The sequence below is a fragment of the Paenibacillus sp. cl123 genome (assembly GCF_900101595.1).
Lineage (GTDB): Bacteria > Bacillota > Bacilli > Paenibacillales > NBRC-103111 > Paenibacillus_G.
The window spans coordinates 83,782-106,461 of sequence record NZ_FMYY01000021.1; the positions used below are offsets into that span (position 1 = coordinate 83,782).

The 22,680-nt window shown below is 54.6% G+C and carries 16 protein-coding genes; 2 read left to right on the forward strand and 14 right to left on the reverse strand.

Going from position 1 to position 22,680, the window contains the following annotated elements; genetic code table 11:
• Positions 1 to 37 precede the first annotated feature (37 nt).
• The 6 genes from BLR08_RS24370 to BLR08_RS24395 all read right to left on the reverse strand — a co-directional run bounded on the left by BLR08_RS24370 (position 38) and on the right by BLR08_RS24395 (position 11,182).
• Complete coding sequence (locus BLR08_RS24370) at positions 38 to 697, reverse strand: Ig-like domain-containing protein (RefSeq protein ID WP_072336310.1); 660 nt, start codon at positions 695 to 697, stop codon at positions 38 to 40.
• Positions 685 to 2,367, reverse strand: coding sequence for an Ig-like domain-containing protein (locus BLR08_RS24375; RefSeq protein WP_072336307.1), 1,683 nt, complete (start codon positions 2,365 to 2,367; stop codon positions 685 to 687). The genes BLR08_RS24370 and BLR08_RS24375 overlap by 13 nt, the downstream gene beginning before the upstream one ends.
• A gap of 273 nt (positions 2,368 to 2,640) precedes the next feature.
• A complete protein-coding gene (locus BLR08_RS24380; RefSeq protein ID WP_072336305.1) occupies positions 2,641 to 4,797 on the reverse strand; it encodes an alpha-L-fucosidase in 2,157 nt (718 codons plus the stop codon).
• A gap of 145 nt (positions 4,798 to 4,942) precedes the next feature.
• Entirely contained in the window at positions 4,943 to 6,283 is a 1,341-nt protein-coding gene (locus BLR08_RS24385; RefSeq protein WP_072336302.1) for an MFS transporter, read from the reverse strand.
• On the reverse strand, positions 6,273 to 6,932 hold the full coding sequence (locus BLR08_RS24390) for a TetR/AcrR family transcriptional regulator (RefSeq protein WP_072336299.1): 660 nt from the start codon (positions 6,930 to 6,932) through the stop codon (positions 6,273 to 6,275). The genes BLR08_RS24385 and BLR08_RS24390 overlap by 11 nt, the downstream gene beginning before the upstream one ends.
• A 197-nt stretch (positions 6,933 to 7,129) precedes the next feature.
• Complete coding sequence (locus BLR08_RS24395; RefSeq protein WP_072336296.1) at positions 7,130 to 11,182, reverse strand: FIMAH domain-containing protein; 4,053 nt, start codon at positions 11,180 to 11,182, stop codon at positions 7,130 to 7,132.
• Positions 11,183 to 12,238: 1,056 nt separating this feature from the next.
• Between BLR08_RS24395 and BLR08_RS31285 the strand changes: the two genes are divergently transcribed.
• Complete coding sequence (locus BLR08_RS31285) at positions 12,239 to 12,403, forward strand: hypothetical protein (protein ID WP_176835597.1); 165 nt, start codon at positions 12,239 to 12,241, stop codon at positions 12,401 to 12,403.
• 133 nt (positions 12,404 to 12,536) lie between these two features.
• On the opposite strand, the gene BLR08_RS24400 is transcribed toward BLR08_RS31285, so the two are convergent.
• The 3 genes from BLR08_RS24400 to dgoD form a co-directional block, all read right to left on the reverse strand.
• Complete coding sequence (locus tag BLR08_RS24400; RefSeq protein WP_072336293.1) at positions 12,537 to 12,920, reverse strand: NIPSNAP family protein; 384 nt, start codon at positions 12,918 to 12,920, stop codon at positions 12,537 to 12,539.
• Positions 12,921 to 12,971: 51 nt separating this feature from the next.
• Positions 12,972 to 13,745, reverse strand: a complete 774-nt coding sequence (locus BLR08_RS24405; RefSeq protein ID WP_072336465.1) for a DeoR/GlpR family DNA-binding transcription regulator — start codon at positions 13,743 to 13,745, stop codon at positions 12,972 to 12,974.
• Positions 13,746 to 14,370: 625 nt separating this feature from the next.
• Entirely contained in the window at positions 14,371 to 15,519 is a 1,149-nt protein-coding gene (gene dgoD, locus BLR08_RS24410; protein ID WP_072336290.1) for a galactonate dehydratase, read from the reverse strand.
• 171 nt (positions 15,520 to 15,690) lie between these two features.
• Between dgoD and BLR08_RS24415 the strand changes: the two genes are divergently transcribed.
• A complete protein-coding gene (locus BLR08_RS24415; protein ID WP_072336287.1) occupies positions 15,691 to 16,368 on the forward strand; it encodes a FadR/GntR family transcriptional regulator in 678 nt (225 codons plus the stop codon).
• 215 nt (positions 16,369 to 16,583) lie between these two features.
• Here the strand turns inward: BLR08_RS24415 and BLR08_RS24420 are convergent, their stop codons facing one another.
• The 5 genes from BLR08_RS24420 to BLR08_RS24440 are packed head-to-tail and all read right to left on the reverse strand — an operon-like array spanning position 16,584 to position 22,586.
• Positions 16,584 to 17,612 carry a formylglycine-generating enzyme family protein gene (locus BLR08_RS24420; protein WP_072336284.1) on the reverse strand — a complete coding sequence of 343 codons (1,029 nt, stop codon included), beginning with the start codon at positions 17,610 to 17,612 and terminating at the stop codon, positions 16,584 to 16,586.
• Positions 17,613 to 17,633: 21 nt separating this feature from the next.
• Positions 17,634 to 18,173: a chromate transporter gene (locus tag BLR08_RS24425; protein WP_072336280.1), complete on the reverse strand. Its 540-nt coding sequence runs from the start codon at positions 18,171 to 18,173 to the stop codon at positions 17,634 to 17,636.
• A 16-nt stretch (positions 18,174 to 18,189) separates the two neighbouring features.
• Positions 18,190 to 18,825, reverse strand: coding sequence for a chromate transporter (locus BLR08_RS24430; RefSeq protein ID WP_072336277.1), 636 nt, complete (start codon positions 18,823 to 18,825; stop codon positions 18,190 to 18,192).
• A 21-nt stretch (positions 18,826 to 18,846) separates the two neighbouring features.
• Positions 18,847 to 20,307: a sulfatase family protein gene (locus tag BLR08_RS24435; protein WP_072336274.1), complete on the reverse strand. Its 1,461-nt coding sequence runs from the start codon at positions 20,305 to 20,307 to the stop codon at positions 18,847 to 18,849.
• On the reverse strand, positions 20,304 to 22,586 hold the full coding sequence (locus tag BLR08_RS24440) for a glycoside hydrolase family 3 protein (RefSeq protein WP_072336271.1): 2,283 nt from the start codon (positions 22,584 to 22,586) through the stop codon (positions 20,304 to 20,306). Before BLR08_RS24440 ends, BLR08_RS24435 begins: the two co-directional genes overlap by 4 nt.
• Positions 22,587 to 22,680: the final 94 nt, after the last annotated feature.

Here is a 22,680-nt window from a genome sequence, read left to right on the forward strand (position 1 = left end):
CCCAATCCAGGCAGCTCGATGTTTTTTAATCCCTTATCTACAAGCGGGAGCGGCTGCGGATCGCCGGTTTTGCCGTAAGCATCATTAACCGGTATTTCTTTGCCATCCGGGTAAATAAGTTTATCCGAGCTGAAGCCCAGGGACACTTGCAGCAGCGGCCATACACAGCATCCTGTGGAAATTGATAATTGCCTCCCCAAAAATTCGTATAGTTGGTGTTTACGACAATGCGAGGGTAATCCAGCGCCTGATGATAAAGAATAAGAGCTGCCTTTCTTGCATATTTCCGGTCATGGGTCAGCTTGTAGAGCTGGGCAAACATTCTCGCGTGCCGTTCAAACTTGGTATGCTGATCCGGGAATGCAATAGCGGCTGATGCCTCTTGAACCTCCCGGATAAAATCACTTTCATCCATGTCCAAATAGGCTTGAAGCTCGGCAGTCATAATTTGATCGAAGCTGTAGTTAAGCTCGGACCTGTAGGACACAGCCAAAACGGCCGCCAGATTTTCAGCGCTTATGGCTTGCGAGTTCCAGGTGTAAGCCGGTTCTTGAACCGTAACCGTAAATGACTTGCTTATTCCGCTGCTTGATTCAATTGCCGTAATGGTTGCCACCCCCGGATTGAGCGCCAGCAGTCCGTTGCCGGATAATTTGGCAATCTCAGGGTTCGACGAGGACCAGGTTACCTGCTCCACATAGGCTTTTTCAGGAACTGTCTTGTAGTCAAAATAGCCGCTTTTCCTTTAACCACTTCTCTATCAGGGAGCTCAAAATCCTGAAGAGGCAGGACAATATCGCTAACCTTCATATAGGCTATAAAAGTTCGGCTCGCTGTCTTGCTTGCGTTTGTGTTTTGGATAATCTTGTTTTGAGACACACCGACAAAATTGCCCAGATCCAGATTGTTGACCTTTACCTCTCCGTTGATCCATACACTGTAGCGATGATTGGGCGTGTCCATATCGACCACGATGTCATACCATTGATCGGCTGCATAGCTGCCCAGCACGTTTCCCTTGTAATCCTTGATACGTCCAGCCTGGTCAAAGGTCAGCAGGGTAGGCCACGCCGGGGTTCCTGCAGGGGGATTCATACTTTTCATCTCGAAGAGTGACCTGCTGGAATCCGTATTGTTGAATTTCACCCGTGTCTGGATGGCGAACCGATCCGTTTTATTGATCGCAGACTTGAAGGTATTCAAGCTGCTGTTGACCGCCTCCAAGTAGAGCACGTTGCTTCCGTTGTCGCTTATAAGCCCGGCACTGCTTGAGCCGGCATTTGCCGTAATCTTCCCTAAAAAGTTGGAATCGACCGTCACGACATTATTATTCACCTGCAAATTAGAGTTGCTGTAATCAGCGTTCAAATACGAAGGATTGATCAGTATAGGCGCCGTCATGGCTTTTACGGTAATATCAATCGATGCCGTGATGGACGGGTTCTGCGCTGACGAGACCGTAATGCGCGCCGTCCCCGGCCTCCTGCCTGTGATTACGCCCTGGCTGTCAACTTCCACGATATCCGTATGGCTGGATAACCAGTTATAGCTGTGATCCGCCGAATTGGACGGCGTTTTAACCAATGTCAACGGAGCGGTTTGATTAACGAAGAAATCTCCATTCAACGGCTGAATGGAAAGCCCCGATAATGGGACTGAATCGCTTACGGTACCCGCTTTCAGGTAGGCTATCGTTATTCGGCTGGGCGTTTTGCCCGCATTCGTGTTTTGTATCATTTTATTTTGGGTCACGCCGGTAAAATTGCCAAGATCGACATGATCCACGGCCAGCTCCCCGTTAATCCAGGCACTGTAACGATGGTTGGGAGAGTCCACATCGACCACGATGTCATACCATTGATCAGCTGCGTAGGTGCCTGCAGGATTGCCCTTTGCATCTTTAATTTTGCCTAGTTCATCGAACGTAAGCAGCGTTGGCCAAGCCGCGGTTCCCGACGGCGGCGTCATACTCTTCACCTCGAAGAGACTTCTCTTGGAATTCGTGTTGTTGAACTTTACCCGGGTTTGGATACCGAACCGGTCTGCTTTATTGATTCCGCTTTTGAAGGAATTAATGGCCGCCGTGCTCGCTTCCATAAAAAACGCATGGGAATCATCGCTATCGGCGACTCTACCCGCAGAATTGCTGCCCGGAGTCATGGAAGCCGTCCCCAGAAACTTTGAATCTAATGTATAAACATTATTGGAGACAGTGGGAGCGGTTACATTAAAATCAATGCTGGTGAAATTTCCAGAAATCATCACCGGTTCCCTTTGCTCTGCTGCTGATGCGGTCAACATGGGAAAAGACGAGGATACAAGCAGTAACGACAACCAAATAAGCATGACTTGCTTTCCGATATTCATAAAATACCCTCCTTATGATCGGTCGATGACTTATACATGCGAAAGTCTCCCAATCCAGTTTTATACTTAGTATACAAGCAGAAGGTTATGAACCGTCTGCCATTTCTTTACTTGGGCGTGCACTATTTCAACTCTTTTATATAATCAAACAAAGAAAAAACGAGTGATGGCAAAGGCGGCATCCACGGCAAATGGCTGCAGCCTCTTCCACACTCGTTGTCAGTCCGTTGCAAAACCTGTTGTTTTCTCCGAAGGTCTACCCATTCGACGCCTTCAATCTCCTACATCGGTCATATCGATCTCCTCGGCTCGCTCTCCCTGCCCTGCATAAGCAGCCAGCGGGACCAATGTAACCGAGTACAGCCGCATCAGCTCGTCCCCGTCTATCCGGAGGGGCAGGAGCATCAGATCATGCTCGCCGGCGGACAGCGAGACTTCATGCTCCGCCACCAGCCGGTCGGCCGTGGCCGAAGGGGCAATATGGCCTTCGATTCGCCGGCCGCCAGCGGCGATCGCATAGCTGCCCTGACAGGCTGCGCCCGGCGGAGCGCTGTAGGCCAGCGCCAGCTTGAACGTTACGTCCTGGTGAAGCCGGACTCTCCACTTGACGAACTGATTCACGCTGGTCCAATCGCGGATGTAATCGTTGCCCCTCTTGCCGTCGCCATAGCCTATGCCTTGGCTCACTTCGGCATCGAAGGCTTTCAGCACCGTCGGCTGCGCCCCGCTGAGCAGGCGCCCGGCATGAACGGCAGGCTCGCCGTCCACTTCGACGGCCACCACGCGATTGACGCTGAGGTTAGGGCTCGCATGCCTGCTTCGTCCCGGAACCCGGATCAGCCAATCGCAGCCGTTTAACCGTCTCGTCTCCAGAGGCTCGCGTCCGGCATCCTCCAGCAGCCATGCCTGCCGGATATGACTCTTCAAGCCTGCCAGCACCAGTTGGCCGTCCTCCGGCCAGTCGAACACATGCAGGTACAGCCTGTTCCCTTTTCTCGTCGACTCGCCCCAGCTCTGCACAGGAAGCGGCGTTCGCACGGTGCCGTAGATGCTCTCGCCGTTGACGGCGAGCCAGCCTCCAATCCGCTCGAGGATAGGAAGGTCACGATCGTCGATTTTGCCGTTGCCCATCGGCCCCAGATTCATCAGCACATTGCCCCCGCGCGCCGCCGACTTGGCCAGCAGCTGTATAAAGACGCCGGCCGGCTTGTGGCTGTGATCGTCGGCCGAATAGCCGTACGATTCATTGGTCGTCGGGATCGTCTCCCAATCTCCCTCGCATGGAAATATGTCCAAGGCGCGGTCCGCCGTATTCACATAATCGGCGAAGCTGTCGAACCCGGGCCCCCGGGCCAGCCGGCCGTTCACGACCACCCGGCTGTCCGCCTCGCGGATTGCCTGGAGAATTCGCAGATTCTCCGACAAGGGCAGCTTATGCGGGGTATCGAACCACAGGATATCCGGCTCGTAACGGCGGATCAGCTCGATAATTTGCGGAATCGCCTTCCCGCTCACATAATAGTCGGCTACCCGGGGCAGCAGCTCCGGATGCTCGCTGAACCACAGCTTGCCCGGACCTTCGTACAGCTTCAGATCGCCCCCGGGATTCGTATACTCCCAGTCATTGCCCGGCGCATCCGGATGCTCCCAGTCGAAGGCGTGGGAATAATAAAATCCGTAAGCAAGTCCATGCCGCCTGCAGGCGTCCTTAAGCTCCATCAGCGGATCTCGCTGAAACGGAGTCAGACGGATATCGAACGAAGGATAAGCGTCCGAAGGATAGATCGCGAAGCCGTCGTGATGCTTGGCTGTAATGACGACATACTTCATCCCGGCGGATTTGATCTGCTGCACCCACGCTTCGGCATCAAGCTGTTCCGGGTTAAACTTGTCGATAAACTCCCGCTTGTACTCGTCCAGGCCGATCTGCTTGGCGCGCATCAGATGCTCGGCGTAGCCCTTCGACGGCTCCCCCTTCCATCTCCCGCCGGTCAAGGAATAGACGCCCCAGTGAATGAAGCAGCCGAACCTCGCCTCGCGCCACCAGGCGATCCGGCTCTCCTTCGCGGCCAGCGATTCGGGCCACCAGCCCTCGACCGCCTGCCGGACAGCCCCCCGGTCGCGAGCCTCCGGCTCGGGGATAAGCGCCGCTATGACCCGGATCGAGCCGAACGGCAGCGAAGCCGGGGGGCGCTTGAGACAGGGCGGCTCCACTGAGTTCCCTCCGGCGATCACCTTCGAATCTCCCCTGAACCCGTCCCCGGCGTAGACGATAGCTTGATAGCCCGGAGCAACCTGTACGGCGCTTACGGCGCATTCATTCAATCCGAGCTCCGACAAACGGGCGGATAAGTATTCCCCTGTTTGAAGTCCGATGGGCGCTTCAGACTGGCGGATTATAACAACCGGCGTTTCTTGATGCATGGTCATGCGGAAACCTCCAACTAGCTAATTTCCTCTATTATCCCGTCAAACCGTCTGCTTGTATTTAGAAAAAATTCCGCCCGCTTATAAGGGTTTCCGGCAAGCTCCGACCAGTTGTGATTGCTCTCCTAATTCTATAAGCACTCCGCAATCACCCGCAAGACTCCGCCCCTACGCCCGCTGTACTCCCTTCCCGGCCATCCGGCGTCCGCTTCTCCAAGGCGGCGATCGATCTCATCTTCATGACCCACAGCCCCAGTCCGATTACTGAAAGTCCCGATACGATGAACAATAACCCGATGCCCCGGCCCGGTCCGACGCCGATCCAAGCTCCGACTGTTGACGTTAGACTGCCGCCCTCCGCCAGCAGCGGATTAAATACATGGTCCGCCAAAGGCCCCGCGGATGCGTAAGCGACAACATAGCCGAGCTGCGAGACAACGCCGATGATTCCCCACGCCCTGCCTTGCGCTTCGTTCGGAATATGGGTGCGGATCAGCACGTCGGCGCCTGTGTTAACGAACGGCATGGCGGCGAAAAACAGAAAGCCGGCCGACGCGATGACCGCAACGTGAGCGGAAATCCCGATCAGCGCAAAGAACAATCCGGCCAGGAGCAGACCGACAGACAGCATCCGAACATAACGCCGGTCCTTGCTGAACACGCCGATAAACAGGCTGCCCAGCAGCAAACCCGTCGCACTGACCGACTGCACGATCCCAAGCGTCCGGGCGTCGGCAAGCGGCAGCACCATCGGCGTATACAACGTTTCCAGAAATCCCATGTAAAAGGTGACCGTCGTCAGCAGCAGCGTCAAATAAAAGACGCCCCGGTTCGCAACGATCAGCTGCCAGCCTTCCCGCAGCTCCTGCGCCATCCGCAGCGGCTGCCGGCTCCCGCCGGTCGGCCTGGAAGCGGAAGCGAAGCTCCTGCGCACGAATGTAATCGTCATAAAAGTGACGATAATCGTCAGCATATCGATAGCCAGCAGCGCCTCAATCCGCACAACCTGAAGCAGCAAGCCCGCCACAACGGGCGAGATCAGAAATTTGGCCGCTCCGGCCAGCTGAACCATCCCGCTCGCCCGGGCAAAATCCTCCTCGGACAGCAGATCGCTGATGCTCGCCCGATAAGCCGGTTCGGTCAGCGAAGCGAAAGCTGAGCTGAGCGCAGCGGCCGTGCAAATCTGCCACAGCGCAGCTTCTCCGGTCAGCATGACCGCCAGCAGACAAGCGATGCCGAGCGCAGAGCCGCCGTCGCCCAGCAGCATCATCAGCCTTCGATCATAACGGTCCGCCATAACGCCGCCGACGGGCGCGAGCAAAATAATCGGCAAAAAAGCGCTCAGCGTCACCAAAGAAACAGCCGTCGCGGACTGTGTTTGCTGGAACACATAAACGCCGAGGCCAAAGGCAGTCAGGCCGCTGCCGATGCTGGAAACCAGCTCGCCCAGCCACAGGATCAGAAAACTCCCGAACGGCTTACGGTTCATGGCGTTCATTTTCCGGCGTATCCGTTTGGCTGAGCAAACCCGCTATATAAGCCAAGCTGCCCGGTTTCGCTCCCAGCAGCGTTTCCATCGCATAGATGAATCCGTTAATTTTGGCCGTCAGTTCGTCCGGACGCCATGGAAATATTCCCTCGTCAAACATCGTCACGGCCGCGACCAACAGCAGCTCGATCGACTCCCTCGGATAGGGAGTTGTGAATTCGCCCTCACGGATGCCTTGCTCGATTACCTCCTGCAGGACGGGAGTAAGCCGCAGCACGGTCTCCGACAAGCTTTTCTGATGCAGCTGCGCATTGCGGATATGATGCAGCTCCTCCACCAGGTACGGCTCGCCGTCCGAGCCATGCTTCTGCGCCAGCATAATATGCAGCAGCTTCTCATGTACGGTCAGGCGGTCATCCGCAGCAATCGCCGTGGCGGCCTTAACTCCTTTCTCTACATAGCGGTCTACGATCGCATCGAGCACTTCTTCTTTGGATTTGAAATAATAATAAAAGGTGCCTTTGGCAATGCCGACTTCCTGCAATATATCTTGAATCGTCGCTCTCTCGTACCCTTTCGCCTGAAACAGCCGCTCCGCCGCGTCCAAAATCTCATTTCGCCGTTCTTCGGGTTCCTTAAGGATTCTCATGCCTATCGCTCCCATCCATAGACTGACCGTCGGTCTACAACGAATATAGCTGATGTCAGAGCACTCTGTCAAGAGTTGGAAATGAAATGATGCATGTTGATCGCAAATAAAAATCACCTCCAAGAACGCGGCCGGACCGCATCCTCAGAGGTGATTTTTTAGAAACCGCTACCCGCATCAACGATTGCTGCTATTTTTTATTTACCTGACCATATCCCGTGCAATGCCGTTACTTTCTGTTCGAGTACTTGCCGGGCTTCAGCTGTAATCCGGTCCTGCATAGGCGGATTCGCCAGATGCTTCAAGAAATCCTGCAGATGTTTTGCCGCCTGTTGACTCGCCCCCCTCTCGTAATGGTGCGCGGCCTGCCGCAGCCTTTGGCTCAGCTGTGACGCAAGCGGACCTGTTACCTCACCCGAAGTGATGTAGCGGTCGAGATGTCCTTGAACAACCGATAAATTCACCTGCGTCTTCACGATAAGCGGCAGACTCGGCTCTGAAGTCGCACCTCGCTCATCCTTGGCAACCACATAAAACTCATACTGCGTATCCGGGGTTAATCCGTCTACTTGATACGTGACCTCGGTTACGACCCGGTACGCCGAATCGGTCACCGTTGTAAGCAGTGCGCCATTCCTATAAAGATCATAAGCCAGTGCTTGTACATCGTTACTGCGATTCCAGGCCAGCCGGGCCGATGTATCCGTCACTTGATCAGCCCGAAGCTGTGACGGACGATCGATGACATTGCGAGTCGTGAAGCTCCAGACGTCCGATATCGCTCTTCCCCCATAAGCATCCTCTACCAGAGCATACCAGGAGTAGCGTTTTTCCTCATCCAGTCCCTGCCATACGACTTGCGCTGTCTGACCGCTCGGAACCTGCGACACTTTGCCGATTTCCTTGCCCGTATACACCTGCATCCTCACATAATCCGTCGATACCCGCTTTTGACGAGGAGTCAGTTCCAGGGCTAATGTCGTCTCATCTTTTCCCGGAAACTCGGTTGGGTCATAGTAGTTATAATCGTTTTTGTATGGAGAGTAGGTATTGACGAAAATCGTGTTGCTCTCCGTGTCAAAATGCAGCAGCTTCATATACCCCATGCCGCCTTCTTCGTGGCCCTGGTAGTCATTAAGCATCTGATACACCCGGCGGTCCGGTTCGCTGTCGCCATCGTCATCGATCTCATCTGTCCGTAGTGCACTGCCGGTATAGTGACCGCTAAACACCGCCACGACATTTTTATTTTTCACGATCACTTCCTCAAACACTTTGTTCCCTGTGGCCGATCTATTGCCATTCGGCTGCAAATAATCATGCAGGTTGACAATAGCCATCCGGTCCGGGTGCTCGGATAGCACCTGATTCATCCAGGCCATATCCTCCTCGTTCACGCCCCAGCCCATGTAGAGGAAAATAAAATCGTTGCCATTGGACGAAATCAGATCGTAATGGCCCCGGTTGTTCTTGTAGCTTTCCCCATAATAAGGCTTGTCCTCGAAACGTTCCGCTCCGAAGTATTGCTCATACGTGGTGTAATCGATCTCCACAGTGCCCACATCATGATTGCCTGCAAGCACGCCGTATGGAATATCGGCATCCTCCAGCAGCTGCATGTAATCATCCGCCACATTCCATTGATAGGCGGCCTTCGGCTCGTTAACCAGATCACCCGTATGAATGACATACTTAACGTTCATCGCACCCGCTTGATCGCGAATCCATTTCACCATCGATTCGTAGATATGCGGGTGCAGCTCGGAATAAAATTGAGTGTCCGACATCCAGACGACTGTATAATCATAGTCTCCGCGAGAAGGAATCTGGTCTTGAATCATCATATGGATGACCTGATCCCGAACGTAGTCTCCGGCGCGGACGGTACCCTTCAACTCGAAATCCTGCTCGGAGCTCGGGACGAAGGAGTCCACCGGGTTCCATTTGCCTTGGCCATGATTCCAGGCGTACATCGTAACCTTCCTGCCCGGGAGCGAGTTCCCCTCCCATAACACCTCGACCAGATCTCCCTCTGCGACCGCCTCGTCGAGCTTCAGCTCCATCCGGATATACGGGAACTTCTCTGTCGAATCTACCGTGACATAGAGGTCATCGGAAGCCTTCACAGCCGTTCGCTCCTCTTCCGTTAAGGACGTTTCCCCCGAAGGCCTGGCTGTACTTGGCGGCTCCCACGCCGTGGCATGCTTGAACAGCTGCAGCTGCTGTGCTGCGGCATCATACTCGTACCCTTGGCGGAACGTGACGTTCAGCGTATCGTGTGTCGGATCACTAACGGAAACCTTCAAGGTCGGATTCGTATCCACCTCTCGCTGACCATGTTCCGGTGCAATGAGCACGGGCTGATTCGGGTTTTCCTCCGGCGTCAGGAAGGTTATCGTTTCTTCACTCCGGTTGCCTGCATGGTCCTCAGTATTAATCTGCAAGGTATGAGCTCCTGGCGCCAGTGCCGCAGAAGACGTGGAATAAGGAGTCGTGACGTTCTGTCCATCCAGCTGGACATCCATCCTCTTAACCCCGGAAACGGCGTCGTCGGCAGCGGCCTCGATGGTGAAGCTGCCCTTGTATAGCTTCCCTTGCTCCAGATTTGTCGAGATGGCCGGCCCGGTATTGTCTACGTTCACCCCAACAAGGACATCATCCTGGGACGGAGCCGTCACCTTGAGCGTATGCGGCCCATCCGGCAGCGTATTCGTCTGCCAGCGATAGCTAAGCGCATTCAGCTTATCGGGGGCTATCTCAAAGGTGAAGTAGACGACCGGAAGAAAGCGGCCATTGTCTCCTACATCGATTAATAAGGCAGGGTCCGTATACTCCTTGGATCGGAGCACCGTGCCGTCAGCCAGCACCAACCGAACATTTCTGACATCATAGTCATCCAGATCCTTCTCGGGGGCATCTTCAAAGTAAGGCCTTACCGAAGAGCCGGCCCGCAGTGCAATGACGTTCTCCCCTTGCTCCAGTCTCTCCGGGTCGATAGGCGCGATAACGGTATCAAAATTATTCACGGCCTTGTCAGCCATAAACAAAATGTCCTTGCCCATTGTAATAGCGTTTTTGCCGTTCATGCCCTGCGCTTCGAATACAAAAAACGCTTGCTGCTCCATCGCGCGTTCGGTGCCGCTCACCGCGTTTCCGTCAATCGAAAGCGTAAGCTGGGAAGGGTCCGTTTGATTCGCCGCAGCTTTTACCAGCACGTCCCCTTTAACCATACTGCCCTCGGTCAGATTCACTCTCGGGCTCACAGGATTAACCAAATTGATGCGGCTAATCGGGGTCTGAGCTTCATTATATCCATCGGTAGCGGTGAAGTAATACTCGACGCCCGAGTTCCCCAGAAGCTCCAGCAGACCGAGCTTATACTGATAAATGTCTGCAACCTGTCCTTTTTTCAACGAAGCTGTCTTGAACTCGGCTTGCCCTTCCATACGGTAATGAAGCGTCAGGCTTTTGACCAGGCTTGCATCTGTCGCTTCGGCCGTTATCACCAAATCCTCCGTCGGATCAGCTGCGGCAAGTCCCGTCTTATCCCTCAGAACGGGCGGCTCTGTATCCTGGATGGCAATCGGCACGGCAGGAACCTGATCGGGCTCTATTTTCCCCGGTGTGCCGGGGAGCAGGCCCCCGCTTATCAGGTCCATTTTCTTCGATCCGTCTTGCGGGTACTTATAGAAGATTCCTTTGTCCGGTTTTGTGATTTGTTCGCCTTCATTGTAGAAAGCCGAAACCAGCTCATGACCCGTGTTCGTCATGACGACAACCTCACGCATCCGGGTGTTCGCCATACCGCCTGAATAAATTCTCACAATCTCTTTGTTTTCGATAAGATTGACGTTAAAGTTGGCGTTGAAATCGGCAACGGTCGCTTCCCCGTTATACGTGTTAATAATCCAGAGGACGAGCGTTTTACCGGGTTCAATCACCACATCGTCAGGTACATGCGCCCATACGGTTTCACTTTCCAAGTAACGGTACAGAATTCGGTAATCCTTAAAGTTCATCGGCCGATCCGTGTTATTGTATACCTCGATAAATTCATAGCCATCTGCGTTGTTCACGTTAGTTGTATCAGGTACAAGCTCTGTAATCAGGACGGGCGGTACCGCGTGGGCATTTTCTTGAGCCCGAGCCTCTGTGCCAAATGGCAGGGTGATACCGCTTACAGTTACCGTTAAGGAGAGCAAAAGAGGCCAAATCGGTAACCGGTGCTTACCTTTTCTTTGCGCTTTCATAACATCCTCCTTGGGAAGGGATAGAATGAATGTCCTTTTGCATGGAATGGACTGTTCTTTACTGCTGCGTTATCCTCGGTACCTCCTTCGGCCTAATCCTTGCGTCCGACTCGTTCACCTCCTCTAGCTTGTTCCTCGATCTTATTCCATGACGCGTTATTGCGGCAATTGACCGATTTTTAGTTCGCCTGGCGGGGAAGGTTTATATGAAATACGGATAAGCATATAAGAAAGTGTATATTTCCTTGCGGGGAGTGATGATGTACTATTAAATGCTTGCTTACCGGTCGCCCCGAGTCCATAGGAATGTGAGATGGGATGAAACTCCTGAGATAGTGCGAGAGTCGGTTCAAGATTATCTCCACAGCGAATTGGAATGCAAAGTAAGAGATAAGGATAGCTATCGGTTGGTGAGCTTAACAAAAAAAAGCCCTAATACGGTGGCACGCACACTTTCTGCACTAAAAGCTTTCTACAAGTCGATGATTCGCCTAAAGTGCTATCCCTACACGAACCCCCTAATAGTGCGTGAATGGTTTTTCGAAAGGACAAGCCTCGTTTACCAGTCGTAGCGGGTACAGAAGAGCCAATTCATCTTCACAGAAGGCTAACGGATTCGTATTTTAAAGTGGTCAACGAAGAATGGATACCTATCATAATTGAAGATTGGGACCTACCTTATAAAGTCTATAACGCAGGAAAACGTGTCAACTGGCACTTACGAGATGAGGTGATTACCCGTTTGCTCTTCGAAACAGGCGCCAGGGCATCAGAGGTAATCGAATTGACGTTTGGACGACTATTGAATGCGAACAAATCAAACGGAAGCTAGTGCAACCAATAAAGGTAGCCATAAGAGAAGGACTAAGTACATTCGCTTCAGCCAAGATACTCTGAAGTTGCTTATTCGGTACGTCAATTCCGATCATATGAAAGTTAAATCGTTCTTTCTGGTAGTTCAACGGGCAAATCATATATGGATTTTTGGGGTCGCTAGTGATTGAGTTCTTCCTGTCAAGGACCGGCGATCATAGGGCGAGGAAAGGAGTATGTTGGATGGGGACTAGATATGATGCTGGGCAATTACGAGACGGTATCGATGAAATGGAAGCAACCATTGAGCGTCTTTGGGCAGAGATACAGAGACTTAAAGAGCAAAGGAACGCACTCGTGCAGGGAAATCTGGTACTTTACCAAAAACTCACTCAGACTGATTTTTGACGTGTTCCCACGCGGAATAATGAGACAGAATCACACAAAGATGCAGCGGCACACTTAGACTAGAAATATAGTCTTAAGTTGCCGCTGTAATATTATCTTTTGTATCCGTTACGGGGTCGAAAGAAAATAATTTTTAGTTCTTAAGCCAAAATTGCACTTCATGATTAGTGAATTCATTCTTTATTAGAGTAGAAAAAATCTGCTCGTTTTTAACTTCTAAAATACACTGCTTATAAACATATTCTCTGCCACCATTTTCTTCATACCACTTATTTATTCGACTCCTGTGTTCACTGTCCCCTCTAACAATTGTTTCTATTTCCTTGTACTTTTCATAACTGTCGTACTCCCAAATAGCGAATATTTCAGTGGTCGATTCATTACTGGGTATCATCCATCTTCCAACTAATCGAGTCCCATGTTTGATTTGATTAGGCAAATTAGTTTCATTAAAATGTGCATTAAAAATATCAACAAACTCATTTTTTACAATGTAAAACTTCCTTCTATAAAACAAATCGTCACACCCTTTCTAAAGTTTTAAAAATAACCACTATGTGTTTTTCAGTCATTTTTCCTCTAGCTGGGCCACGATCACCTTAACGCCAAGTGCTTGAATTCGTTCGATTGCCTCTGGATCTGCATCCTCATCTGTAATTAACAGATCTAAATCTTCAATCCGGCCAGCTTTCGCAAACCCTTCGTTGCCAAGGGAATGATGCGTGGCAATTCCGATGCGGCGGCGGGATGCAGCAGATACGGCACGACCGAATACCCCTACTTCAGGAGAAGCCACAAAAATCCCTTCCTCCGAGATGCCGCCCCCAGTGACGAAACTGACATCAAACTTAAACAGGCGGATAAATTCTGTCGCTAGTACGTCGGTAATATTTCCTGACGGCTTTACCCGACCACCAATTAGGTAGGTTTCAATCCACTGTCGTTCCCTTAAAGCATCGGCTACCCGCATGCTGTTTGTAACGATTGTAAGCGGCATTTGTTCAGGCAGATGCTTCAATAGCACATAAGATAAAGATCCGCTCCCAATAAATACAGTATCGCTTTCCCGAATATACGAAACAGCTATTTTAGCAATCGCATTTCCTTGCGGAGTTCCTTCACTGTACCGTATTTCTGCTGGAGGTGGGGCTTGTCGAACCTTCGTGGATAGAATCGCACCACCGTGGGTTTTCTTGAGCAATCCCTGATCCTCCATAATGGAGAGGTCACGCCTTATTGAATCGATGGAAACCTGGAATTTTTCCGCTAAGTCTTTGACCATTACGCGTTTTTCTTCATTCAATAAACCTAGAATTTTTTCCCGACGCTCTTCAGCAAACATCCCCGCGTCTTCTTTTTTCATGCATTATTCCTCCTGAATATTCACACTTACTCCTATAATAACTCAATTATATTCAATAATTTGCTGTTTTGTAAAGTTTTTTTCGAATTACTTGTCATTTTTACGCTGTTTTATGCACCTTTGTTTCGAGTTGCAGTTTTGCTACGCTATAATCATGTTAAATAAAAAAGACCGTCTATGCGGTCCTTGGCATTTTGGAACTATTGATTGCTGCTGGAAGTTTATTTAACTATCCTGCTTGTAACGATCAATCCTCGATTAATGCTTTTTTCTCAGTCCGAAAAATAAGGATCTACATATTAGTTATGCATAATATGTAAATCCCTCTATTTTAATAATATTTTTCAATCAAGGTCTTGATAATTTTCAGTCTACTGGTTTATTTTCTTTTAAAAACAAATCCCCCCAAACGGCTGTGTTCGGGGGATTAATTATTTATTGGAGATGGGCTTAAAAATTGTGACACATCTAATAATATAGCCAGGGGTTATTCCAGTAGTACTGTCATTTAATAAAACTAACCGGAGTGACGGCTTTTGGGGTTCCTATTGAATTCCACCACGAATTGCTTGTCTCTCCAAATCTTCCTTATCCGCAAAACGGCTTACCACTCTGCAACCGTGCCGTCGCGATGTCTCCAGACCGGATTTCTCCAGCGGTGTCCGGTTTCTGCCATCTTTCGGACCACCTCTTCATTGATGGAAATGCCGAGGCCCGGACCTTGCGGAATCCGCACATGACCGTCCTCGTAGCCGAATACGGAAGGATCGTCCAGATAGTCGAGCAGATCATTGCCCTGGTTGTAATGAATCCCCAGGCTTTGCTCCTGAATAACCGCGTTGTAGGCGGTCGCATCCACCTGCAGGCAGGCGGCGAGGGCGATCGGTCCGAGCGGGCAATGCGGCGCTACGGCTACATCGTAAGCTTCGGCCATGGCAAATATTTTCTTGCACTCCGTAATCCCTCCGGCATGGGACAAGTCCGGCTGGATAATATCCACATAGCCGCTTTCCAGAAGCTTCTTGAAATCCCATCTGGAAAACATCCGCTCTCCGGTAGCGATCGGCGTGCTGGTGTGGTTTGCAATCTCGCGCAACGCTTCATTGTTTTCAGGGAGAACCGGCTCCTCGATAAACATCAGACGATAAGGCTCCAGCGCTTTGGCGAGCGCCTTGGCCATCGGTTTATGGACACGTCCGTGGAAGTCCACTCCGATGCCAAAGTAAGGCCCTGCTGCCTCCCGGATGGCGGCGATTCTTTCCGTCACCTGATCGATCTTCTCATAGGAATCAATAAACTGCAGCTCTTCGGTAGCATTCATCTTCACCGCCTCGAAGCCGGCATTCTTCTTCTCCAGAGCGGCCCGTCCTACGTCATCAGGCCGATCCCCACCGACCCAGGAATAGACGCGGATGGAATCCCGGCAAGCCCCGCCGAGCAGCTGATAGATGGGGGCGTTGTAGTATTTGCCCTTGATATCCCACAGCGCTTGGTCGATCCCCGAGATGGCGCTCATCAGAATCGGCCCGCCCCGGTAGAAGCCGCCGCGATACATGACCTGCCAGTGATCCTCGATGCGAAGCGGGTCCTTGCCCACCAGGGCGTCCATCATCTCGTGAACCGCGGTCTGGACGGTCAGCGCTTTCCCTTCTACAATCGGCTCTCCCCAGCCGACAATCCCTTCGTCCGTTTCAATCTTGAGAAATAACCAGCGGGGAGGCACGATAAAGGTTTCGAATCCTGTAATTTTCATCCGGTAAGCTCCTCTCGTTCATACGACAAAAAATAGATATGATCTTTTAAATAAATCATATTATCTTTCACTCCGTTCGTCAACAGCTTCCCATCCGTTTATTTTTATCCCCGGCGTATGGTAGAATGGGCTGTATCTGAATGGCTGACCGGAAAGGAACGGAACCGCGACATGATGAAAAAAACCGCCTTCCAGCTGACTGTCGATACGATTAAAAGCAAAATAAGCGAAGGACATTGGGCTCCCGGCGAACGCCTGCCTACGCTGCAGCAACTAACTAAGGAGCTGAGCGTCAGCATAACAACGGTCAGGGAAGCGCTGCGCAGTCTGGAGAACGAAGGAATCGTGAGCATCGAACACGGAAGAGGCATGTACGTGCGCAACGATCCGCTGCTGCTGGAAGATCCTACGGCTGCCCTGAAGGAGCTCGATGACGTTTCGCTGCTCTCCCTGCTGGAAGCCCGCCTGCTGATCGAGCCGGAGCTGGCGGCGCTTTGCGCAAGGAAAGCGACCGAATCTCAGGTCAAGCGGCTCCGCCAGCTGGCCGACCGGATGATCCGACAGATGGGCGAGGGAGGGCCGTTTCTGCAGACGGATCTGGAATTTCATCAGCTGATCGCTGAAGGAGCCCGCCACCCCGTCCTGGAGCGGATGCTGGACAGCATTACTCCGCTGCTGGCCGGAGGCCGCAAGCAAACGAACACGCTGCCGCATATGCGAACCAAAGCCTCAAACTACCACAGCCTGATCGCCATCGCCATCGAGGAGCGCCAGGAGGAACGGGCGCGCCGGCTCATGTTCGATCATATCTCGGATATGATTGTGCCACTGCAAAGCCCCAGGGTCTAAGCAACCGTACGCCATCCGGGGTAGAGAGGACGCGGATACGCTTCCCCGGCTTGACACAGCAAGCCGCCCCGAAGTTTCCCTGTACAAGAAAAAATCGTGCGGCCGGCGCACGATTTTTCCCCTAACCTCTTATTTGTTGTAGATCCGGTACAGCAGCACAGCCGCTTAGGCTCTCATTGTTTGCTCCAGCGGATTCAGCTTGCCAGCCAAGCGGTTCAAGAAAGCGGCCCGGCCGGGACCGCATCCGCATCCATCGCGCAGCGAAACCCTACGTTGCTCGACGAGCTGTCAGGCGTATTGGCCGTCCGGGCCGCCACCCGGTACCGGTTGCAGTAAGACCTGTGGCAGAGGAACGAGCCTCCCCTCATCGCCTTGGCTGTCCCGCGGGACGGCCCCCGGGGGTCCCGGCTGTCCGCTCGCAGATGATGATCCCGGCTGAACCAGTCCGCGCACCACTCCCAGACGTTTCCCGATGTCTGATACAGCCCGTAACCGTTAGGCGCGAAGCTCTGGACTGGCGCCGTGCCGACATAACCGTCGGCAGCGTTGTTTTTATCGGGAAACTTGCCCTGCCATATGTTGCACATATGCTTGCCTTCCGGCTTGAGCACGTCTCCCCAAGGATACTTCTTCTGCACGAGTCCGCCCCGGGCCGCATATTCCCATTCCGCTTCCGTCGGCAGCCGCTTTCCCGCCCACCTGCAGTAAGCCGCCGCATCGTTCCAGGAGACATGTACGACAGGATGATCCAGCCGGTCAGCCACTGTAGAATCGGGTCCTTCGGGCCTATGCCAGCATGCGCCCTCCACCTGCCACCACCAGGGCGTTTTCTGCACAACCTGCCGCACCCGGCCGGCTGTCTCTTCCGGGAGCAGAAGATGGAAAACGAACGACCAGCCGAACTTCTCGGCATCGGTCCGATAGCCGGTAGCTTCGGCGAACCGTTTGTATTCCGCGTTCGTCACCGCGCAGGACGCGATGCGGAACGGGCTCAGCGTAACCTCGCGAACCGGTCCCTCTCCGTCGTCCGGAAAGCCTTCCCGGTCGTCGGTGCCCATCAGGAAAGCTCCTCCGGCAAGCCCGATCATCCCGCTGCCGCTGCCGCCTCCGCCGCCGCTCTCCGGTTTCAACGGCAGCGCTTGCGCCAAGTCACGCCTATTCCATTCGTCCGGGGGATCAGGCCGGAGGTCATCTCCCGCTGCAGCGCGGGAAGCGGAGCAGCAGGACGGTAAGTTCGCTTTCATAGGACAAGCCCCTTTCTTGGATTAGCTGTAGACGGCCGCGCCGGTCAGACCGGAGATGACGATTACCTGGAACGGATGCATGCGGAAGCGCAGCAGCGCCGCCAGAGCTCCGAGGAAAAACAACAGCGAGCCGAGCGTCCGCATATCCAGCGAATCGATCATATGATTGCTGACGGCAAACCGGATCGCTCCATAGAAGATCAGGCCGGTAATAATCGGGCGAAGACCGTAGAGTGCGTATTGCACCCATCTGTTCTTATCGATCTTGCTGAACCCGTATCCCACGGCAATCACGATAAGCAGACTGGGGAGCACCATCCCTGCGGCGGCAAAGCCGGCTCCCCCGATCCCCGCGGTCTGATAGCCGACGAATATGGCGCTGTTCGTCCCCATCGGTCCCGGCGACATGCCGGCTACCGCGATCACATCCGTAAACTCCTGAATACTCATCCAGCCCTTCCCCGTCACCTGGCGCTCGATGACGGGAATCATCGCATAACCGCCGCCAAACGACACGAAGCCGATCATCAGGAAGGTTGCAAACAGTTCGAAATAAATCATGCGCTCACTTTCCCTTCTAAATCCCGTCACCCACGTAATAATCGGTATATTTGTAGGAGAACGCGTCCGGCTCCGCATGTTCGATCGGCACCATCATCCCCAGCCTGAGCTTGACGGCCGCCAGCGCCATACCGGCCAAAGCGCCGGCAATGATCAGCACCACGGGGTTGATGTGCACAAGCAGCATAAGCGGAATCGTCCCTATGACGATGAGCAGCGTCGCCTTGTCGAGCACTGCCGTCCTGCCGATTTTGATTCCCGCGACTACGATCAATGCGACCGTAGCCGCCCGGATGCCCACGAAGGCCGCCTCGATCTTCGGATGATCCCGGACCTGCAGAAAAGCAGCGCACAACCCGATCACGATCGCAAACGTAGGAAGCAGGATGCCGGTCAGCGCCGCTACCGCTCCGGGAATTCCGGCGACGCGAAAGCCGACAAATGAAGCCGAATTAATTGCGATCGCACCGGGTATCGATTCGGAGAGAGCGAAAATATCGGCGATATCTTTCCCCTCGACCCAGCCTCTCTTCTGGACGACCTCCCTCTCGATCAGCGGAATCATCGCGTAACCGCCCCCGAAGGTGACCGGGCCGATTTTGAAGAATGACCAGAAGATTTGTCCCAGCAGCTTCCAGGCCGGTAAAGCCATAGTCCTTCTCCTCCTTCCCGGCTACTCGATGACCGGAAGCGCCTGCGCCTCAACCGGCACCTTCCATCGTTCCGGCTCCGCCACATCGACGGCGCCTCCCCATCTCGCGAGCAGCCGGTGATGCTCTCTTTTCGCTTCGAATCTGGCGATGATGCCGGCCGCATCCCAGCTGTCGGCCAGGCTTTCCCGGAAGGGTCCCGCGATATCGGGCCTCTCCCGGACCAGATTGCGCAGCTCCTGCGGGTCTGCCTCCAGATCGAACAGCTGATCCTGCGCCTCCTCGGAGGCATAAGCGATATATTTCCATCTTCCGGTTCTCAGCATGCGGCCCGCTACCGCGCCGCCCTGAGAGGCGAACAGCATCTCGCTGACGACCGTACGCCCCGCCTCTCCGGCGGCCCCTGCCAGCTGCGGCGCGAGACTGCGCCCGTCCGGCCGGGGCGGCGTTTGCGCTCCCGCAAGCTCGCATAGCGTCGGGCCCAGATCCAGAATACTGACGGGCTCAGTCACGGTATGTCCCGCCGAAATTCCGCTGCCGGCAAACAATACCGGAATTTTCGCCGATCCCTCGTAGAAGGTCTGCTTGCCGATCAGCCCGTGCTCGCCCGCCTGTTCGCCGTGATCGGACATATAGACGAAGACGCCCTGGCGGCTGCGCCGCTCCAAGTACCGGTCCCAGGCTGCCCGCACCGCGCCGACCTGCCCGTCGATCGTCTCGATCATGCCCAGATACGCGGAGCGCAGCTTCCGCAGACGGTCAAGCGTCAAGCCGTCCGGACGCATGCGGCCCAGCAGCGGATGCTCTTCCTCCTCGGCGGCGAACGAAGCGGGAATATCGATGCGCTCCTTGTAGTACGCGTACAAATCCGGAGGAGCGACAAACGTATGATGCGGGCCGTAGGTGCCGACCACGATGCACTGCGGCTTGTCGTGATCCTGGCTTAAGTAATCCAGCGCCGCCCGGATCACGGCTTTGTCGTATTCGAGCACAGGGGATGTGCCTCCGCCCATAATTTTCAGGCTTTCATTGGCCATCGTCCCCACATAAGGGCCCAGATCGCTGCGTGCCCGGCCGTAGCGCCCCCAGAACAACGGAGTCAGATCGCCCATAATCCGGCGCGTAAATCCGTGACGCTGATCCTCTCCGAGAAAATGCATCCGGCCGCACAGCACCGTCTCGTACCCTTCGGCCGCAATGCCGTGAAGAAACGTAGCCTGGTCCCCGCCTATCGTTCCTTCGTTGGTGTATACACCGGTTTTCTCCGGCAGCTGTCCGGTCAGCATCGCCATCCGGGAAGGCACGCACAGCGGCGAAGCCGTGTACGCGCAGGACATCACCGTCCCCTCCTGCGCCAGCCGGTCCAGATGCGGCGTCCGCACGAGCGGATGTCCGGCAAACCCCGCATACCCGGCATGATGCTGATCGCTCAGAAAAACAAGCATATCCGGTTTATTTATCCGTTTGCTTATCGATTCGTTCATGACGAAGCCCTCCCGTACGCGCCGTTTTTCCTTCCGTATCTAGCCACTCTGTCGTCACGGATGACCCCGCTCCAATTAAGACCAAACGCAAAATCATACACATGGCCGGCGGCATCCGCATAGGCTTCCATATCATGGGGCACGTCCTCCAGCTGCTCCTCCACCGTCTCCATGTGGGCGGGCAGCTGGAAGGGCAGCAGACCGCTAGGCTCCGCGCCTCCTGTCAGCAGCTCCAGAAGCGCGCGATCCTCCGCGCCAAAGTGGGCTGCAATCGCGCTAGCCGCCCCTTCGAACTCCGCCACGACCGCCGGATTGTACATCAGGATGCACACGATAACGGGCTTCCCGTTCATTCGCTTCTTCGCGTCCAGCACCATATCGAGATCGCCTGCATTGGCGACTGTCACCGTCTTGCCCTTGTAGCTGCGGTTCAGCACATCCCGCGGATCGCCGGCCAAGCTCGTCTCCCGGCCATGCTCCGCGGTATAGGGCCTGTACTGCAGACTGATCGGCACATACCCCGTGCCTCCCGCCTCCGCATCAGCCTTGCTGTAGCCCATCGTCGAACGGGGGCTTTCGATGAAAACGAGGGCGCAATCCGCCTCTTCAGGCGTCTCCACCGGCTCGACATATTCCCTGACGATGTCGAGCTGCACGGGGCAGCCCTCGCTGGCAGCGACCGGCGCCCCGATCCAGCTCTTGCCGGCAGGCAGGCTTCTGTCCGGTATATATACCTTGGTCCTTTTTCGCAGAGGGAGCGTCTGGCCTTCGTTTTTGAGCAGCACGACCGAATTCAGCTGCGCATCGAAGCCCGCTTTCCGGAACCCGGCGCAGCCTGCGACAGCCGCCGAGCGCTCCGGCTGTACATAAGGATTTTCAAACAGCCCGAGCCTGAACATGTTCTTCAGCAGCCGGACGGCGGATTGCTCGAACCGCTTCCGCATCCAAGCCTCTCCATGCTCCCTGACGCCGAGCCGGTAAGCCTCCAGCACCGGAGCGGCCTGGTCATTGCCGCCGAACTGATCCACTCCGGCCATCAGCAGCTTGTAATGCCGCTCGGCCACGGAGTAACCCTCCTCCACTCCCCAGCATCTCCCGCCGGGAAACAGGCTGGCTATATCCGCAGGCTCGTCGTTCGTAATGCTCCAATCCGTGCAGACGACGCCGTCATAGCCATACTTGCCGCGAAGCAAGTCCTGAATCAAATACGAGCTGTACGAATTGCCTACATTCTCGCCGTTAACCGGGTCCTGGCCATAGGAGATCGTGTAATACGGCATCACCGCCGCCGCCTGCCTGGTTTTGCCTTGCAGCTTGAACGCTCCTTCGGTGAATGGGAGCAGATGCTCGTCAAAGTTGCCGCCCGGATAGACGGCATACTTGCCGTAGCCGAAATGGGCGTCCCGTCCGCCTTCGCCGGACCCTCCGCCGGGCCAATGCTTCACCATCGCATTGACGCTGTCGGTGCCCCAGCCGTCCGCCAGCTCGGCTTCTCCCTCCGACGTCTGGAAGCCGTCGATGTATGCCCTGGCCATATCGGCCGACAGCTGCGGGTCCTCGCCGAAGGTCATCCCGAAGCGGAACCACCGGGGATCGGTGGCGATATCCACCTGCGGGGACAGCGCCGTCGTCAGGCCGAGCGCCCGGTACTCCTTGGCGGCGATTTCACCGAAGCGGCGCGCATATTCGGGGTCGAACGTCGCCGCCAGCCCCATCGTCTCCGGCCAGACCGACACCTGGCCCCCCTTGACCTTGAACTCGGCGGAGGCGTCCATTCCGTGGCGCGGGTCCGAACTGTTATTGGCCGGAATGCCCAGACGCCGGCTCTCGGCCAGCGCCTGCACCCGGTTGCTCCAGCCCGCTGCCGCTTCCGGACTTTCGATGCTCGTGACCAGCACATGGCGGATATGATCGCGGATCAGAAACTCCCGCTGCTGGTCGGTCAGTTCATCTGCCGCAGCTCCGCTTTCCTCGTATGTTCTGCCGCCATATGTAGACGGCTTCCAGCCGAGATTGCCGGGAATTGCCTGATGGCTGCTGTACAGCATCAACCCCGCGATCTCCTCCACAGACATCCGGGAAGCCAGATCGCGCGCCCGCTCCTCGGGGCTCAGCCGCCAATCCTCATACGGATCGAGCGTTCCGTCCTTACTCAAGTCCTTAAAGTACAATCCGTCCACCTTCATGACACGCACGCCCGACGACGCCGAATAACCCAAGGTCGGCCCGCCGGGATTGGCGACATAACGGATCTCGTCTTCATGCCGTCCGCTGCTCATCCCATTCCCTCCGTTCTTCCTGTTGTACAGCCTGTTCTCTCTCGCTTTCCTATCATGTACAGCCCGCTTCCCCTCCGGGCGGTTCGCGCCAAAC

Excerpts from the sequence above, each read along its gene's own strand:
- BLR08_RS24380 (WP_072336305.1), bottom strand. The coding sequence starts at position 4,797 with ATGACCATGCATCAAGAAACGCCGGTTGTTATAATCCGCCAGTCTGAA.
- BLR08_RS24420 (WP_072336284.1), bottom strand. The coding sequence starts at position 17,612 with ATGAAAGCGAACTTACCGTCCTGCTGCTCCGCTTCCCGCGCTGCAGCG.
- BLR08_RS24405 (WP_072336465.1), bottom strand. The coding sequence starts at position 13,745 with ATGTTTGCTGAAGAGCGTCGGGAAAAAATTCTAGGTTTATTGAATGAA.
- BLR08_RS31285 (WP_176835597.1), top strand. The coding sequence starts at position 12,239 with ATGGGGACTAGATATGATGCTGGGCAATTACGAGACGGTATCGATGAA.
- BLR08_RS24415 (WP_072336287.1), top strand. The coding sequence starts at position 15,691 with ATGATGAAAAAAACCGCCTTCCAGCTGACTGTCGATACGATTAAAAGC.
- BLR08_RS24425 (WP_072336280.1), bottom strand. The coding sequence starts at position 18,173 with ATGATTTATTTCGAACTGTTTGCAACCTTCCTGATGATCGGCTTCGTG.
- BLR08_RS24385 (WP_072336302.1), bottom strand. The coding sequence starts at position 6,283 with ATGAACCGTAAGCCGTTCGGGAGTTTTCTGATCCTGTGGCTGGGCGAG.
- BLR08_RS24375 (WP_072336307.1), bottom strand. The coding sequence starts at position 2,367 with ATGAATATCGGAAAGCAAGTCATGCTTATTTGGTTGTCGTTACTGCTT.
- BLR08_RS24435 (WP_072336274.1), bottom strand. The coding sequence starts at position 20,307 with ATGAACGAATCGATAAGCAAACGGATAAATAAACCGGATATGCTTGTT.
- BLR08_RS24430 (WP_072336277.1), bottom strand. The coding sequence starts at position 18,825 with ATGGCTTTACCGGCCTGGAAGCTGCTGGGACAAATCTTCTGGTCATTC.
- dgoD (WP_072336290.1), bottom strand. The coding sequence starts at position 15,519 with ATGAAAATTACAGGATTCGAAACCTTTATCGTGCCTCCCCGCTGGTTA.
- BLR08_RS24390 (WP_072336299.1), bottom strand. The coding sequence starts at position 6,932 with ATGAGAATCCTTAAGGAACCCGAAGAACGGCGAAATGAGATTTTGGAC.
- BLR08_RS24440 (WP_072336271.1), bottom strand. The coding sequence starts at position 22,586 with ATGAGCAGCGGACGGCATGAAGACGAGATCCGTTATGTCGCCAATCCC.
- BLR08_RS24395 (WP_072336296.1), bottom strand. The coding sequence starts at position 11,182 with ATGAAAGCGCAAAGAAAAGGTAAGCACCGGTTACCGATTTGGCCTCTT.